Origin of the sequence: Mycobacterium sp. pR1184, assembly GCF_041287235.1 — a bacterium.
Classification (GTDB): Bacteria; Actinomycetota; Actinomycetes; order Mycobacteriales; family Mycobacteriaceae; genus Mycobacterium.
The window spans coordinates 224,173-238,513 of sequence record NZ_JBGGKR010000004.1 but is presented as its reverse complement, the minus strand read 5'-3'; the positions used below and the strand labels follow the sequence as shown (position 1 = coordinate 238,513).

Annotated in this window: 16 protein-coding genes and 1 other RNA gene; 16 read left to right on the top strand and 1 reads right to left on the bottom strand. The window is 64.4% G+C overall.

Annotation, left to right across the window (positions count from 1 at the left end; translation table 11 throughout):
* The first annotated feature begins 57 nt into the window (after positions 1-57).
* Both ACAG21_RS09375 and ACAG21_RS09370 read left to right on the top strand, forming a co-directional pair.
* The gene (locus tag ACAG21_RS09375) at positions 58-387 is read left to right on the top strand and encodes a hypothetical protein (RefSeq protein ID WP_370495722.1); all 330 of its coding nucleotides are present in this window, start codon (positions 58-60) and stop codon (positions 385-387) included.
* Positions 388-605: 218 nt separating this feature from the next.
* Complete coding sequence (locus ACAG21_RS09370; RefSeq protein WP_370495721.1) at positions 606-809, top strand: hypothetical protein; 204 nt, start codon at positions 606-608, stop codon at positions 807-809.
* A 45-nt stretch (positions 810-854) separates the two neighbouring features.
* On the opposite strand, the gene ACAG21_RS09365 is transcribed toward ACAG21_RS09370, so the two are convergent.
* Positions 855-2,216: an FAD-dependent oxidoreductase gene (locus ACAG21_RS09365; RefSeq protein WP_370495720.1), complete on the bottom strand. Its 1,362-nt coding sequence runs from the start codon at positions 2,214-2,216 to the stop codon at positions 855-857.
* A 184-nt stretch (positions 2,217-2,400) separates the two neighbouring features.
* On the opposite strand from ACAG21_RS09365, the gene prfB reads away from it, so the two are divergent.
* The 14 genes from prfB to ACAG21_RS09295 all read left to right on the top strand — a co-directional run bounded on the left by prfB (position 2,401) and on the right by ACAG21_RS09295 (position 14,175).
* On the top strand, positions 2,401-3,507 hold the full coding sequence (prfB, locus tag ACAG21_RS09360; protein ID WP_096285633.1) for a peptide chain release factor 2: 1,107 nt from the start codon (positions 2,401-2,403) through the stop codon (positions 3,505-3,507).
* Entirely contained in the window at positions 3,497-4,477 is a 981-nt protein-coding gene (locus ACAG21_RS09355) for a mechanosensitive ion channel family protein (protein WP_370495719.1), read from the top strand. Before prfB ends, ACAG21_RS09355 begins: the two co-directional genes overlap by 11 nt.
* On the top strand, positions 4,474-4,944 hold the full coding sequence (locus ACAG21_RS09350) for a hypothetical protein (RefSeq protein ID WP_370495718.1): 471 nt from the start codon (positions 4,474-4,476) through the stop codon (positions 4,942-4,944). Before ACAG21_RS09355 ends, ACAG21_RS09350 begins: the two co-directional genes overlap by 4 nt.
* Before the next feature lie 44 nt (positions 4,945-4,988).
* On the top strand, positions 4,989-5,678 hold the full coding sequence (ftsE, locus tag ACAG21_RS09345; RefSeq protein ID WP_096290928.1) for a cell division ATP-binding protein FtsE: 690 nt from the start codon (positions 4,989-4,991) through the stop codon (positions 5,676-5,678).
* Complete coding sequence (gene ftsX, locus ACAG21_RS09340) at positions 5,678-6,571, top strand: permease-like cell division protein FtsX (RefSeq protein ID WP_370495717.1); 894 nt, start codon at positions 5,678-5,680, stop codon at positions 6,569-6,571. Before ftsE ends, ftsX begins: the two co-directional genes overlap by 1 nt.
* A 2-nt stretch (positions 6,572-6,573) precedes the next feature.
* The gene (smpB, locus tag ACAG21_RS09335) at positions 6,574-7,083 is read left to right on the top strand and encodes an SsrA-binding protein SmpB (protein ID WP_370495716.1); all 510 of its coding nucleotides are present in this window, start codon (positions 6,574-6,576) and stop codon (positions 7,081-7,083) included.
* A 92-nt stretch (positions 7,084-7,175) separates the two neighbouring features.
* Positions 7,176-7,925 carry an EamA family transporter gene (locus ACAG21_RS09330; RefSeq protein ID WP_370495906.1) on the top strand — a complete coding sequence of 250 codons (750 nt, stop codon included), beginning with the start codon at positions 7,176-7,178 and terminating at the stop codon, positions 7,923-7,925.
* Between the two features lie 57 nt (positions 7,926-7,982).
* Positions 7,983-9,230, top strand: coding sequence for an AAA family ATPase (locus tag ACAG21_RS09325; protein ID WP_370495715.1), 1,248 nt, complete (start codon positions 7,983-7,985; stop codon positions 9,228-9,230).
* Positions 9,230-10,261, top strand: coding sequence for a tetratricopeptide repeat protein (locus ACAG21_RS09320; RefSeq protein ID WP_370495714.1), 1,032 nt, complete (start codon positions 9,230-9,232; stop codon positions 10,259-10,261). Before ACAG21_RS09325 ends, ACAG21_RS09320 begins: the two co-directional genes overlap by 1 nt.
* Before the next feature lie 18 nt (positions 10,262-10,279).
* Positions 10,280-11,125, top strand: coding sequence for a maleylpyruvate isomerase family mycothiol-dependent enzyme (locus ACAG21_RS09315; protein ID WP_370495713.1), 846 nt, complete (start codon positions 10,280-10,282; stop codon positions 11,123-11,125).
* 116 nt (positions 11,126-11,241) lie between these two features.
* Positions 11,242-11,608, top strand: a transfer-messenger RNA (tmRNA) gene (gene ssrA / locus ACAG21_RS09310).
* A gap of 150 nt (positions 11,609-11,758) precedes the next feature.
* Positions 11,759-12,133: an FKBP-type peptidyl-prolyl cis-trans isomerase gene (locus tag ACAG21_RS09305; RefSeq protein WP_370495712.1), complete on the top strand. Its 375-nt coding sequence runs from the start codon at positions 11,759-11,761 to the stop codon at positions 12,131-12,133.
* A 118-nt stretch (positions 12,134-12,251) separates the two neighbouring features.
* On the top strand, positions 12,252-13,415 hold the full coding sequence (locus ACAG21_RS09300) for an aldose epimerase family protein (RefSeq protein WP_370495711.1): 1,164 nt from the start codon (positions 12,252-12,254) through the stop codon (positions 13,413-13,415).
* Between the two features lie 460 nt (positions 13,416-13,875).
* Entirely contained in the window at positions 13,876-14,175 is a 300-nt protein-coding gene (locus tag ACAG21_RS09295) for a hypothetical protein (RefSeq protein ID WP_370495710.1), read from the top strand.
* Positions 14,176-14,341 lie beyond the last annotated feature (166 nt).

Sequence of the window (14,341 nt, the reverse complement as noted above, 5' to 3'; positions counted from 1 at the left end):
AGTAGGGTCCTAGGTCAATTCGACCGTACATCGCGCCAGTCGTCCTACCATGGCGGCGTGTGGGAATTCGCGCTGTTACTTCTGCTCGTCGTGGTGCTGGCGGGTTTTCTCGCTCAGCGGTTCATCCCGCGCGGCCCGCGTGGGGAGATGCTGCGCGGCACGTTGTTGGTGACCGGGGTGAGCCCGCGGCCCGATGTCACCGGCGAGCAGTACGTCACCATCACCGGTGTGATCAACGGGCCTACCGTCAACGAGTATCCCGTCTACTGGCGGATGGTGGTCGACGTCGAGCGATGGCCGAGCATGGGCGAACTGCATGACGTGGTGTATTCCTCGAAGAATCCGGACAACTGGAAGTTCGCTCCGCCCGAATCGCCTGCGGGCTAAATCGCCCATACCCGCCCGTGCGCGGGCGCGCCAGTGGCCCGGTAGCAGCGCCGATTCGCGACGAAGGCGAAATTCGTTGTGTCACATGCCCTGTGGATGTTGAAGGGATGAGACGCTCGGCGTCGGCGGCCCAGTCGCTGTCGCGTCGGCGGTTCGATAGTGCGTGCACGATCGACGAACCGGCTTGCTTTGTGGGTGGCAGGTGGCATTCTGATGTCATGGCGGACAAGGACATCGAGCGCATCCGGGCAACAAGCGCTCTGCAAGTGATCAGGCAGCACCCCGTCCTGGTGCTGTTCGCGGTGTCGCCGGCGCTTGCGGTGCTGGGCATCATCTGGTGGCTCGCCGGCGCGGGCTGGGCAATCGCCGCGGCGATCGTCCTGCTGCTCGCCGGAGCGGGCATCATCGTCTTTCGGGGCTAAGTCGAGTTCGCCCCCAATCGCGAATGCGCCGACTCGGCGCCGCGATCAGCCGTGGCCGATGCGCAGCAGGTCGGTGAGATTCGGCAGTTTGACGCGGGGCCGCCCGTGCGGTTCGCCGGCCGCACGCTCATGGGCGTCGATGATGTCCCAGTGCGCCGAGGTGACCAGCTTCGGTTGGCGTGAGGCCAGCCAGTCGGCCAATTGATCGGCATGGTCGTCCGGGAATGTGGTCAGCTCGTCGGCAGCGGTCAAATCGTTGATCAGGGTGTCGACGGTGTCCTGGGAGTCCTTCTTATTGGTGCCGATGACGCCGGTCGGCCCCCGCTTGATCCACCCGACCACGTATTCGTTGCGGCTGCCTTCGACCCGGCCGTCGTTGTTGGGGATGGTCGCGGTCTTCTCGTCAAAGGGCAGCCCCGGGGTCGGCATGCCGCGATAGCCGACCGAGCGCACCACCAGCTGAGCCGGCAGCTCCTCGCGCTCCCCGGTGTCCTTGGCCGATACCCGACCGCTTTGGTCCGCGACCAACTCGTTGCGCCCGAGGACGATTGCCTCCACCCTTTCGTCGCCCTTGATCTCGATCGGAGAGGTCAGGAACCGGAACACCATGCGCCGGTGTCCCGGCCGGGGTTCGCGGCTGGCGTAGTCGCGCAGCACCTTGATGTTCTGTTTCGTGGTCTTGCCGGCGGCCTCCGCGTCCGCATCACTGATGCCCTCCAGCTGCGCGGGATCGACGATGACGTCGACGCCTTCGAGGTCGGCCAGCTCGCGCAACTCCAGCGTGGTGAACGCGGCCTCCAAGGGTCCGCGTCGTCCGACGATCACCACTTCTTCCACGCCGCATGGGCGCAGGGATTCCAGGGCGTGATCAGCGATGTCGGTCTCGGCCAGCGCGCTGGGGTCGGTGACCAGGATGCGGGCGACGTCGAGGGCCACATTGCCGTTGCCAATGACGATCGCGCGGGCGCCCGACAGATCCGGGGTCGCGCTCTCGAAGTGCGGATGGGCGTTGTACCAGCCCACGAATTCGACGGCGGCCATGCTGCCCACCAGGTCTTCGCCCGGAATCTGCAACGAGCGATCCGATTGCGCCCCGATCGCATAGATCACGGCGTGGTAGCGCTCGCCGAGTTCGGCGGGAGCCACGTGCTCACCCACCGCCACGTTGCCGAAGAACCGGAAGCGGGGATCGCCGGCGATCTTTTCGAACTGCTTGCTGATCGACTTGATCTTGGGGTGGTCGGGCGCCACGCCGGAGCGCACCAGCCCCCACGGTGTCGGCAGCATCTCGAGCATGTCGACCGCGACGTCGATCTCATCGGAGTTATCGGCAGCCTTCAGCAAAGATGCTGCGGCGAAGAACCCCGATGGTCCGGAGCCGACGATGGCGACATGAAATCGACGCATACCCAAGCCTTCTGTTCATGCCCGGCCGCGACGCTAGGGGCTGTGATTGGGCTGGGCGTCGCAGTCGCGGGCGCACATGATGGTGATTCGATGCTAGACGGTGGACCCCGGCCAGTGGTCAAAGTGCCGCGCGTCGCCACCTGAGCATTCGCCGCCGACCAGCGCGCCGGTAACGTGGTCGGCTGTGGAACCCGACCGTCAAGCCGATATCGCCGCCCTCGACTCCGCCCTGACCACGGTGGAAAGGGTGCTCGATGTGGACGGTCTGCGCAGCCGCATCGAGAAGCTCGAACACGAGGCGTCCGATCCCAAACTGTGGGACGACCAGGCCAACGCGCAGCGGGTGACCAGCGAGTTGTCGCACACCCAGGGCGAGCTGCGCCGCATCGAGCAGTTGCGTCAGCGGGTCGACGATCTGCCGGTGCTCTACGAGCTGGCCGCCGAGGAGGGCGGTGCCGACGAGCTGGCCGAAGCGGACGCCGAGCTCAAGGCCCTGCGTGCCGACATCGAAGCTGCCGAGGTGCGCACCCTGCTGTCGGGGGAGTACGACGAGCGCGAGGCGCTGGTGACGATTCGCTCCGGCGCGGGCGGGGTGGACGCCGCGGACTGGGCCGAGATGCTGATGCGGATGTATATCCGGTGGGCTGAGCAACACCACTACGGCGTCGAGGTGTTCGACACGTCCTACGCCGAAGAGGCCGGCATCAAAAGCGCCACCTTCGCCGTGCACGCGCCCTTTGCCTACGGCACGTTGTCGGTGGAGCAGGGCACGCATCGGCTGGTGCGGATCAGCCCGTTCGACAACCAAAGCCGGCGCCAGACGTCGTTCGCCGAAGTCGAGGTGCTGCCGGTGGTGGAGACCACCGATCACATCGATATTCCGGAAGGCGATCTGCGCGTCGACGTGTACCGGTCCAGCGGTCCGGGTGGCCAGTCGGTGAACACCACCGACTCGGCGGTTCGACTCACCCACATCCCGACCGGTATCGTCGTGACTTGCCAGAACGAAAAGTCGCAATTGCAGAACAAAGTTGCGGCGATGCGGGTTCTGCAAGCAAAGTTGTTGGAGCGCAAGCGTTTAGAAGAACGTGCTGAGCTGGACGCGCTCAAAGGTGATGGCGGCAGCTCCTGGGGTAACCAGATGCGGTCCTACGTATTGCATCCGTATCAGATGGTCAAGGATTTGCGGACCGAGTACGAAGTCGGCAATCCGGCGGCCGTTTTAGACGGGGACATCGACGGGTTCCTGGAAGCTGGGATCCGGTGGCGCAACCGAAAAGATGACGACTAATACAACTCTTCTCGCTATCGCGATGACGCAGCCGTGGCACAACTTTTGGCGCGGTCAAATTGGGGGCTGGATTCTCGACCAGGGCCTGCGCGTCGTCATGTTGCTGATCGCGTCCGTGCTCGCGGTCCGCTTCGTGACGTGGGTGGCCCAGCAGGTCACCCGGCAGCTCGACGTCGGCTTCGCCGAGAGCGACGCCTTGGTGCGCTCGGAGGCGACCAAGCACCGCCAGGCGGTGGCCTCGGTGATTCAGTGGGTGTCGATCGTCCTGATCGCGATCTGGGGTGTCGTCCAGATCAGCGACGTGCTGAACTTTTCCGTCGGCGGTCTGGTCGCGCCCGCCACCGTCGTCGGTGCGGCGCTGGGTTTCGGTGCTCAGCAGCTGGTCAAGGATCTGCTCTCCGGTTTTTTCATCATCGTCGAGAAGCAGTACGGCTTCGGTGACCTGGTCTCGCTGACGGTGGCCGGGATCAACTCCGAGGCGCGCGGCACGGTGGAGAACGTGACGCTGCGGGTGACTCGGCTGCGTTCCTCAGACGGCGAGTTGTTCACCATCCCCAACGGTCAGATCGTCAAGACCGTCAACCTGTCCAAGGACTGGGCGCGAGCGGTGATCGACATCCCCGTCTCGACCAGCGCCGACCTCAACCGCGTCAACGAGGTTTTGCACGACGTGTGCGAACACGCCATGGACAACTCGTTGCTGGGCGAGTTGCTGCTGGACGCACCGACCCTGATGGGTCTGGAAAGCATCGAGGTCGACACGGTCACGCTGCGCATGGTGGCCCGCACGCTGCCCGGCAAACAGTTCGAGGCCGGCCGACAGCTGCGGGTGCTGGTCATGCGGGCACTCGCCGGAGCCGGCATTGTCACCACGGCCGACGCGACCCTCAGCGTCGTCCAGGACGAAGCCAGCGTGGCGCAGTCCGCCGACGATCGGGGTGAGCTCGCGCACGAGTCGGTGACGAAGTGAAGCTGACCCTCAACGTCCTCGAAAAGCACCGCGACGAGGACCGCCGCTGGCCGCGCTATGTGTTCGGTGGCCGGATGCGCACCTCGACGGTGGCGTTGATCCTCGCCTTCCTCCTGGTCTGGTGGCTCTATGACGCCAACCGGCCGGAGCCGGTGCCCAAGACGCCGCCGACGCAGGTCGTGCCGCCGGGCTTCGTGCCCGACCCGAACTACACCTGGGTGCCGCGGACCAGGGTGCAACCACCGGCCAACACATACGTCCCGACGCCGACCAGCACGGTGCCGCCGACCTCGACCGCCACACCGCCGCCCCCGCCCCCAACGACGACGTCGCCGCCACCTTTCCAGCTGCCCTGCCTGCTCCCGCCGCCGTTCTGTCCGCCCAGCCCAAGCCCCACTTCGCCACCCCCGCAGCAACCGATGCTGGGGCCGGGGCCGTCGCCCACGTCGGCGCCACCGGCGCGCTGATCTTCGCGGTCCAGCGAAATTCACCGCTACACTGGCGTGCCGTGATGATCACCCTTGACCATGTCAGCAAGAAGTACAAAGCGTCGGCGCGTCCGGCGTTGGACGATGTCAACGTCAAAATCGACAAGGGTGAATTCGTCTTCCTGATCGGGCCCTCGGGCTCGGGCAAGTCGACGTTCATGCGGTTGCTGCTGGCCGCCGAGACGCCGACCACCGGGGACGTGCGGGTCTCGAAGTTCCACGTCAACAAGCTGCCGGGCCGGCATGTGCCCAAGCTGCGCCAGGTGATCGGCTGCGTTTTCCAGGACTTTCGCCTGCTACAACAAAAGACGGTGTACGAGAACGTCGCCTTCGCGCTGGAAGTCATCGGCAAGCGCGCCGATCAGATCAACCGGGTAGTGCCCGACGTGCTCGAGACAGTCGGTCTGTCCGGCAAGGCCAACCGGCTGCCGGCCGAGCTGTCGGGTGGTGAGCAGCAGCGCGTCGCGATCGCGCGTGCGTTCGTCAACCGGCCGCTGGTGCTGCTGGCCGACGAGCCCACCGGAAACCTGGACCCCGACACCAGCAACGACATCATGGACCTGCTGGAGCGGATCAACCGCACCGGGACGACGGTGCTGATGGCGACGCACGACCACCACATCGTCGACTCGATGCGCCAGCGCGTCGTGGAGTTGTCGCTGGGCCGGCTGGTTCGCGACGAGCAGCGCGGCGTCTACGGGATGGACCGCTAGTGCGCTTCGGCTTCCTACTCAACGAGGTCCTCACCGGTCTTCGTCGCAATGTGACGATGACGGTCGCGATGATCTTGACGACCGCGATCTCGGTCGGCCTGTTCGGTGGTGGTCTGCTGGTGGTGCGGCTGGCCGAGCACTCCCGCGCCATCTACCTCGACCGCGTCGAGACGCAGGTCTTCCTCACCGACGACGTCTCCGCGAACGATCCGGCGTGCGGTACCAATCCGTGTAAGGCGTTGCGGACGAAGATCGAGGGCCGCGATGACGTCAAATCGGTTCGCTTTCTCAACCGTCAGGACGCCTACGACGACGCCATCCGAAAGTTCCCGCAGTACAAGGACGTTGCGGGCAAGGATTCCTTCCCGGCATCTTTCATCGTCAAGTTGAACAATCCGGAGCAGCACAAGGACTTTGACCTTGCGATGCAGGGCCAGCCGGGTGTGCTCTCGGTGCTCAATCAGAAAGACCTGATCGACCGGCTGTTCGCGGTCCTGGACGGCTTGAGCAATGTCGCATTCGCCGTCGCATTGGTGCAGGCTGTCGGTGCGATTCTGTTGATTGCCAACATGGTTCAGGTCGCGGCGTATACGCGGCGCACCGAGATCGGCATCATGCGGCTGGTGGGCGCAAGTCGCTGGTACACCCAGCTGCCGTTCTTGGTGGAGGCGATGCTCGCGGCGACCCTCGGTGTGGCGATTGCCGTCGGCGGCTTGATCGTGGTGCGCGCACTGTTCCTGGACAACGCGTTAAACCAGTTCTACCAAGCCAATTTGATCGCTCGCGTTGACTACGCGGACATCCTTTACATCTCACCGATTCTGTTCCTGCTCGGCGTGTCGATGGCGGGGTTGACGGCTTACGCAACGCTGCGCCTGTACGTACGGCGTTAGCTGTGGCCGCAAAGTCCAGTGGGGGCAAGGCCAGTGGTGGCAAGCGAGACGGCAAAAAGATCGTCGCCACCAATCGCAAGGCCAGGCACGACTACGCGATCGAGGAATTGTTCGAGGCCGGAGTGGCTTTAGTCGGCACCGAGGTCAAAAGCCTACGGCTGGGCCAGGCTTCGCTCGCCGATGCGTTCGCAACCGTCGACGACGGCGAAGTGTGGTTGCGTAACTTGCACATTCCCGAGTACGAGCACGGTAGCTGGACAAACCATGACCCTCGTCGCAACCGGAAGTTGTTGTTACATAGGCGACAGATCGACACGCTGATCGGAAAAATCCGCGATGGTAACCTCGCCTTGGTGCCGTTGTCGTTGTATTTTTCCGAGGGCAAGGTCAAGGTCGAGCTCGCACTGGCACGAGGCAAACGAGCGTATGACAAACGTCAGGACCTAGCCCGCCGTGACGCCCAGCGTGAAGTTGTTCGCGAACTGGGGCGACGAGCAAAGGGTATGAACTGATCGGAGCCGCGTACGCGCAGCTGTCTGCCGTGTCCTACGGCGTCAGCGATTTCGTGGGCGGCGTGGCCGCGCGCCGAGTGGCAGCGCTGCGCGTGATGTTGGCGGCGTATCCGGTCGAGGCCGTGTTGCTCGGCCTGATCGCATTGTGCGCGGGCGGACCGATTCATTCCGGTGCGATCTTCTGGGGCAGCCTGTACGGCATCGGTCAGGCCTTCGGCATGTGGGCGTTCTACGCGGCGCTGGGGTCCGGGCCCATCTCGGTGGTCGCACCCCTAGCGGGCGTGCTCAATGCCGCGGTACCCGTGGCGGTCGGCATCGCGCTGGGAGAGAGACCCGGCCCGGCGGCATCGGCCGGCGTGGTGTTGGCCATCGTCGCGGTGCTGCTGGTCAGCCGTGAGGCCACGGTCGAGGGCAAGACGCAATTCCGCTTCACGCCCAAAATTGCCTGGCTGACCATATTGGCCGGGTGTGCGTTCGGGCTGGACTTGGTGTTCCTGCACCAATCACCGCACGATTCCAAGCTGTGGCCGCTGATGTTCGCGCGGTTGTCGGCCACGGTGGTGATCACCGCGCTGGCCGCATCACGACGCAGCTTGCGGCTACCGCGCGGGGAGTCGATGAAGTTGGCGCTGGCCATTGCGTTGCTCGACATCTGCGCCCTGGTGACGCAACTGATCGCGCTGCAGTCGTGGCTGCTGTCGCTGGCCAGCATCATGATTTCGCTGTATCCCGCCGCCACCGTCGTCCTGGCGATGATGGTGCTGCGCGAGCGAGTGACTCGCTGGCAGGGGCTCGGCATGGTGATGGCCATGGGATCGGTGGCCATGATCGCCGCCAACTAACTTCTGTTTTCCGACCTACTATGGTCCCGGCAACCGAGGCATGTCGGGGGGAAGACAGTGGAGCAAGACCCGGTCATTCGTGAGTTATCCGCCGCGGTCGAGCGCACCCCCGAGGCCGTCGAATTGCGCCTACACCTGGCGGGTTTGCTGGCCGACAACGGGCGCTATACCGAGGCGCTCACCCATTGCAGCGCGGCGCTGACGCAAGACGCCGGAAACGCGAATGCGCTGAGCCTGCTTCAGCGCTGTAGCGCGGCCCTCGCGGCGCCCGCGGAGGCGTCTTCGAGCACGGGCAAGGCGTCGGTCGAGCCGCCGTCGGCCGTTGGGCCGGAGTTCGACTGGTCCAGCGCCGAACGGGAAGTCGCCGGCATCATCGAGCCGGCCTTCGTCGAGCAGACTCCTGACCCGGTCGACGAGACCGACTTCGACGTTGTGCAGCGGCCGCGGATCGGGCTCGCTGACGTCGCAGGCATGGCCGAGGTTAAGCGGCAGATTGAGCTTTCGCTGCTGGGGCCCATCCGAAACCCCGAGCTGATGAAGGCGTATCGGGTGTCGGCGCGCGGTGGGCTGCTGCTCTACGGGCCGCCGGGTTGCGGAAAAACCTTCATCGCCAAGGCCATCGCGGGCGAGCTGGGTTCCAGCTTCTATCAGGTCGGAATCGCCGATGTTATGCATCATTGGTTCGGCGAAAGCGAACGCAGTATTCGGTCGATCTTCGACCACGCACGACGCAATGCGCCGTGCGTGTTGTTCTTCGACGAGGTCGACGCGCTGGGGCATCGTCGATCGGGATTGAGTGGCACGTCAGGTCTGCGCACGGTCGTCAATACCCTGCTGGAAGAAATGGACTCGGCCAGCACCGTCAATGACGGGGTTTATGTCTTGGGCGCCACCAACGCGCCCTGGGATGTGGATGCGGCTTTGCGACGGCCGGGCCGATTCGACCGGATGATCTTTGTCGCCCTGCCGGATTCCGAGGCCCGGGCCGGGATCGTGCGATACCACCTGCGAGACCGGCCCGTGGCGGGCATCGACCTCAAATCGATCACCAACCGTACCGACGGTTTCTCTGGGGCCGACCTCGCGTATTTGTGCGACACCGCAACGCAATTGGGGATGGCCGATTCCATCGCCAGCGGTCAGGTTCGACCGATCACCATGGCGGATATCAATGCCGCCATCGCGCAGATCAAACCGAGCACCGGGCCGTGGTTCGAGACCGCCCGCAACGTAGTAGAGTTCGCCAACAACGACGGCACCTACGACGAACTCGGAAAGTATCTGCGGCGCAGTAAAATTCGGTGATGCCGAGCCCTGAGGTCGACCCCGCTCAACAAGCCGGCCAGCTCGCAGACGCCTACGCCGAAGCCGGGAACTACCAGCGTGCCCGCGAGGTGCTGGGTCAGTTGTTGTCGCAAAACCCCAACGATCCCGTCCTGCTGGCCGGCTACGCGAGAGCCGAATACATGCTGGGGAACTATCCCAGCGCGGCGCGCAGCGCATATGCCGCCTTAGGCAACGACCCGCTGAACGCATTTGCCGTGCGTATATACGCGCTCTCGCTCGACGAGTTAGGTCGCAATTACGACGCCCGGTGGGTGGCGTACCGGGGAGTGCTCGCACATCCGAATGATCCGCTGCAGCATCGTGTTTACGCGAGGCTGCTGCACAACTCGCGCCAGCATGCGTCGGCTTTATGGGTCGTAGACGAGGCGCTTCGGCTAGACCCGGCCAGTACCGATGCGCTGATATTGCGCGGATCGATTCTGCATGACTTGGATCGAATCGACGAATCCGACACGGCCTACGGGCAAGCCTTGACCTTGAGCCCGGGCAACGCTCAAGCACTCAATAACTTGGCGGTAAATCGGCTGCGGCGCTACAGATTTGGACGAGCCCTGCGCGGATTTCTCGGCGCCGCGGGCAGCGACCCCGAACTGGGCGACCTGGCCCGGCGCAATATCGCCGTAGTGCTGAGGAAAGTGTTCAGATTGGTTAGCCCCGTGGCGGCGGTTGTCAGTTTTCTCGTCGCGCTGACCTCGGGTCTGCACGGCGAAGGACACTCGACAGCCTCGCTTCGGGTCGTACTCGGACTACTCACCGCGGTGCTGGTCGGGGTGCTCGGTTGGCTGATACGCACCATTCCTCATCGATTACTCAGGTCGGTGCTTAGGGGGCAGTACCTTTCCAATATGCGCCTCGGTCACGCTGTGCTGGCAGCAGCGGCCGGGGCATGGACCACCGTGTGGCCGGTGACAGCGGGCGTCGCGGTCGGCGGCATCCTGACCCTGACCGGATTACTGTTTTTTCGGATGGGTCTCTACAGCGGGCGGTGAGCGGCTTACGATCCGACCATGGCCGATCGTCCTCTCACCCTGCTCGACAAGTCCGAGGTCCTGTCGGGGCTGTTCGCTGTCTGGGACGACATCGACACGCTGCTGGACGGCCTGTCGGAGGAACAGTGGAAGGCGGCGACGCCGCTGCCCGGGTGGTGCGTGCAATCCGTCGTCTCCCACATCATCGGGACCGAGTCATTTTTGGAGGGTGTCCCGGCGCCAGAACCGGACACCGACGTCAAGGCCCTCGACCACGTGCGCAACGACATCGGGGCGATGAACGAGTGCTGGGTCCGCCATCTCGGCGGCGAGGCCGGCGCCAAGGTGCTCGAGCGCTTCCGCGCGGTGACCGACGGGCGTCGCAAGGTGCTGCAGGACATGTCCGACGACGAATGGAATGCGCAGAGCTTCACGCCCGCCGGGCCTGACAGTTACGGCCGGTTCATGCGGATCCGGGTCTTCGACTGCTGGATGCACGAGCAGGACATTCGCCTCGCCCTGCGGCAGCCACCCTCCGATCAGGAGCTCGCCGGTCCCGCGTTGCAGCTATCCCTCGACGAGGTGGCGGCCACGATGGGCTTTGTCGTCGGCAAACTCGCCAAGGCGCCCGACGGTTCCCGCATCCTGTTCGACCTGACCGGTCCGCTGGCGCGCAGCATCCGGGTCAATGTCGACGGGCGCGCCGCGGTGGTGGAGGACTTCGGCGGGCTGGAGCCGACCGCGACGATCCGACTGGACGTCCTGCAGTTCACCCGGCTCGCCGGCGGACGCCCGATGTGCCCGGCGCGCTCTCAGGACGTCGAACTCGGCGGTGACAAGGACGTCGCCGCGCGGATCGTCGAGCGGTTGAACTTCGTGATCTGACCGCGTCCTGGTGCGGAACATAAATCCGTTGCCGCTCGTTAAGGCTGCCGTAGAATGGGTTGTCCTGCCGAAAATCGGTAGGTGCGAAAAAGCTCGAGCGCGAAAACACAAGACAAGGGGCTGAACGGTTTCGACTTCGCGCATCGAATCAAGGGAAGCGTGCCGGTGCAGGCAAGAGACCACCGTAAGCGTCGTTGCAACCATATAAGCGCCGATTCACATCAGCGCGACTACGCTCTCGCTGCCTAAGCGAAGCTAGTCTGTCGGACCGGGAACGCCCTCGCCCCGGACCCCGGCATCAGCTAGAGGGATCCACCGATGAGTCCGGTCGCGGGACTCATCGGGACACCAACAGCGACTGGGATCGTCATCCTGGCTAGTTCGCGTGACCAGGAGATCCGAGTAGAGGCATAGCGGACTGCGCACGGAGAAGTCTTGAGGGAATGCCGTAGGACCCGGGTTCGATTCCCGGCAGCTCCACCGAGAAAGTGCTGGTCAGGGCCTTAGGGCTCTGGCCAGTTTTCATTTTCATCAATATCTCATCGACTAAGCTTGCCGGCGACGCTGAGTTCGCGCCCGTCTTGAACCACCCGTCGGCAAGCCCACTGGCGACCATCTGCCAGTGTGGTGAGCATGACTGCAAAGAAGCCTGAGATCGACTTTCCCGGCGGGGAGCCGCCCACCGACTTGGTCATCACCGACGTCGTAGAGGGCGACGGCGCCGAGGCCACCTCCGGCAACACGGTGGTCGTGCACTACGTCGGCGTGGCCCACTCCACCGGCGAGGAGTTCGACGCTTCCTACAACCGCGGTGACCCGTTGACGTTCCAACTCGGCGTCGGCCAGGTCATCCAGGGCTGGGACCAAGGCGTGCAGGGCATGAAGGTCGGCGGCCGCCGACAGCTGCTGATCCCCGCCCACCTCGCCTACGGCGACCGTGGCGCCGGTGGCGTCATCAAGCCCGGCGAGTCGCTGATCTTCGTGGTGGATCTGCTCGAGGTCAGGTAGCTCGACTCGATCAGCCCTCCGTTGCCGGCTGCGGTTTGGCGGGTCGCGGCGGGCGAGGCACGAACCAATGTCCCCAACCAGTGCGCACAGGTGGTTTGTACGAGTGTGAGGAGCGCCCGTGGGCGGCACACGATTGCTTCTGCTGATCGTGATCGCGGCTGTCGTGGGGTTGGCGGCATGTAGTACAACGACCACCGCGCCGGCGGAGCCCCCGTCGATCGCCAGCGAGCCGTTCGGTCAGGCGGGTGGGACCCCGGTGACCCGCTACACGCTTACCAACGGGCACGGCATGCGCGTGCGAATCCTGACGTACGGCGGCATCATTCAGACAATCGAGGTCCCCGATCGCGCCGGCCATGTCGGCAATGTGGTGCTGGGCTTTCCGACGCTCGACGGTTACGTCGGCAACACCGGATCCGCCAAACCCTATTTCGGCGCGATCGTAGGCCGCTATGGCAACCGGATCGCCAAGGGGGCATTCTCGTTGAACGGCAACGAGTATCACGTGCCGATCAACAACAACGGCAACAGCCTGCATGGTGGCACCGCGGGCTTCGATACAAAGGTGTGGCAGGCCAGTCCGCAGCGCACCAGCGACAGCGTGAGCCTGACGCTCCAATACATCAGCCCCGCAGGCGAAATGGGCTACCCCGCAACACTGACGACCGCGGTCACCTACACCTTGAACCAGAAGAACGAACTGCGCATCGACTACCACGCGACCACCGATGCGCCGACAGTGATCAACCTGACCAATCACAGCTACTTCAACCTGGCGGGTGAGGACACGCTCGACATCTACGGCCACCGTATCACCATCCATGCCGACAACTACACGCCAACGGACCCCACGCAGATCCCTACCGGCCAGATCGCCCAGGTGCAGGGCACACCGTTCGATTTCACCTCACCGACCGCGATCGGTGCGCACATCACCGCGAATGACCCGCAGCTGTTGTTGGCCCATGGCTATGACCACAACTGGGTGATCAACCGCGGCAACAACACTGGGCTGGTGGAGGCGGCCACGGTCGAGGATCCGCAGACGGGGCGCACCCTGACCGTCTCCACAACCGAGCCGGGTGTGCAGTTCTATACGTCGAACTTCATCGACGGGGCGTTCACGGGCACCAGCGGGCGCATCTACCGGCAGGGCGCGGGATTCACGATGGAGACCCAGCACTACCCGGATTCGCCGAATCACCCGAACTTCCCGACCACCACGCTCAACCCGGGCCAGACTTACGACTCGACAACGGTTTTCGGTTTCGGCACGGAATGAGGGCCGCCGCGGGCGCTTAGATATGCGCAGGCCGTTTCGCGTCGTTTCGTGTACGGAGATTGCGCACCGCTGCGGTTCACCGGAACTTTGACGTTCGATTCCCGGCAGTCCACCGAGAACGTGCTGGTCACAGCGATGGGTTGGATTGTGTCTGGGGTGAGCGGCTTTAATCGTCGTACGGCGGCGACGTCACGTCGTACACGCCCGACACCGCATCACGAGGAGCTCTCATGACCTATCGCCGTCTAGCTTGCGCGCTCGGCGCGGTGGTGGTGGCGGTGCTGGCGGCCCTCATTCCCGTCCAGGCCCATGGCCAACCGCCGACGAAGTGTCTGACCAACACTCAAACCGGAAAGCAGGTCTACGTGCCCTGCGATCTGCTCAATGCCGGCGCCAATTTCCCGCCAGGGCAGCGCTGTCCGCCACCGCTCGAGCAGTACCCGAAAGATGTGGCGGACTGGTGTGGCGTAGGCCCCGGCCTGGCGACTCCCACGCCCACCACGCCTACGACTCCGACAACCCCGACGAGCCCGACTGGGACTACCAGCCCCACGAGTCCGACGCGGTCGACGACGTCCGTGAGCCCTACGAGTTCCGTGAGCCCAACGACAAGCTCTGCGACTCCAACGACAACGATTCCTGCCACTCCAACGACTCCCACCAGCCCGGCGAACTCGACCGAGTAAGCGAACTGCCGCCCCGCGGTGCGCAGCTCGCAGCGTGCGGTACACGACGCGCCGGTGGGTGTTCACGCTATTGAGCGGAACATGCAGCCACACAACGATTTCCGTTCGTGATAACTGGGTCTGCAGCCGACGAAGAACCTCCTAGGGGTCAGCTCTTCACCGTGGGCACCTTCGTTGCGCGAAGTCACCGCGACGCCAGTGCGGCGCACGCTCTCGAACCAGGGTTCTTTCGCGCTCGAT

Bases quoted from the DNA above. Each gene is read 5' to 3' on its own strand.
- ftsE (WP_096290928.1), top strand. From the start codon at position 4,989: ATGATCACCCTTGACCATGTCAGCAAGAAGTACAAAGCGTCGGCGCGT.
- ACAG21_RS09370 (WP_370495721.1), top strand. From the start codon at position 606: ATGGCGGACAAGGACATCGAGCGCATCCGGGCAACAAGCGCTCTGCAA.
- ACAG21_RS09315 (WP_370495713.1), top strand. From the start codon at position 10,280: ATGGCCGATCGTCCTCTCACCCTGCTCGACAAGTCCGAGGTCCTGTCG.
- ACAG21_RS09365 (WP_370495720.1), bottom strand. From the start codon at position 2,216: ATGCGTCGATTTCATGTCGCCATCGTCGGCTCCGGACCATCGGGGTTC.
- ACAG21_RS09320 (WP_370495714.1), top strand. From the start codon at position 9,230: ATGCCGAGCCCTGAGGTCGACCCCGCTCAACAAGCCGGCCAGCTCGCA.
- ACAG21_RS09355 (WP_370495719.1), top strand. From the start codon at position 3,497: ATGACGACTAATACAACTCTTCTCGCTATCGCGATGACGCAGCCGTGG.
- ACAG21_RS09305 (WP_370495712.1), top strand. From the start codon at position 11,759: ATGACTGCAAAGAAGCCTGAGATCGACTTTCCCGGCGGGGAGCCGCCC.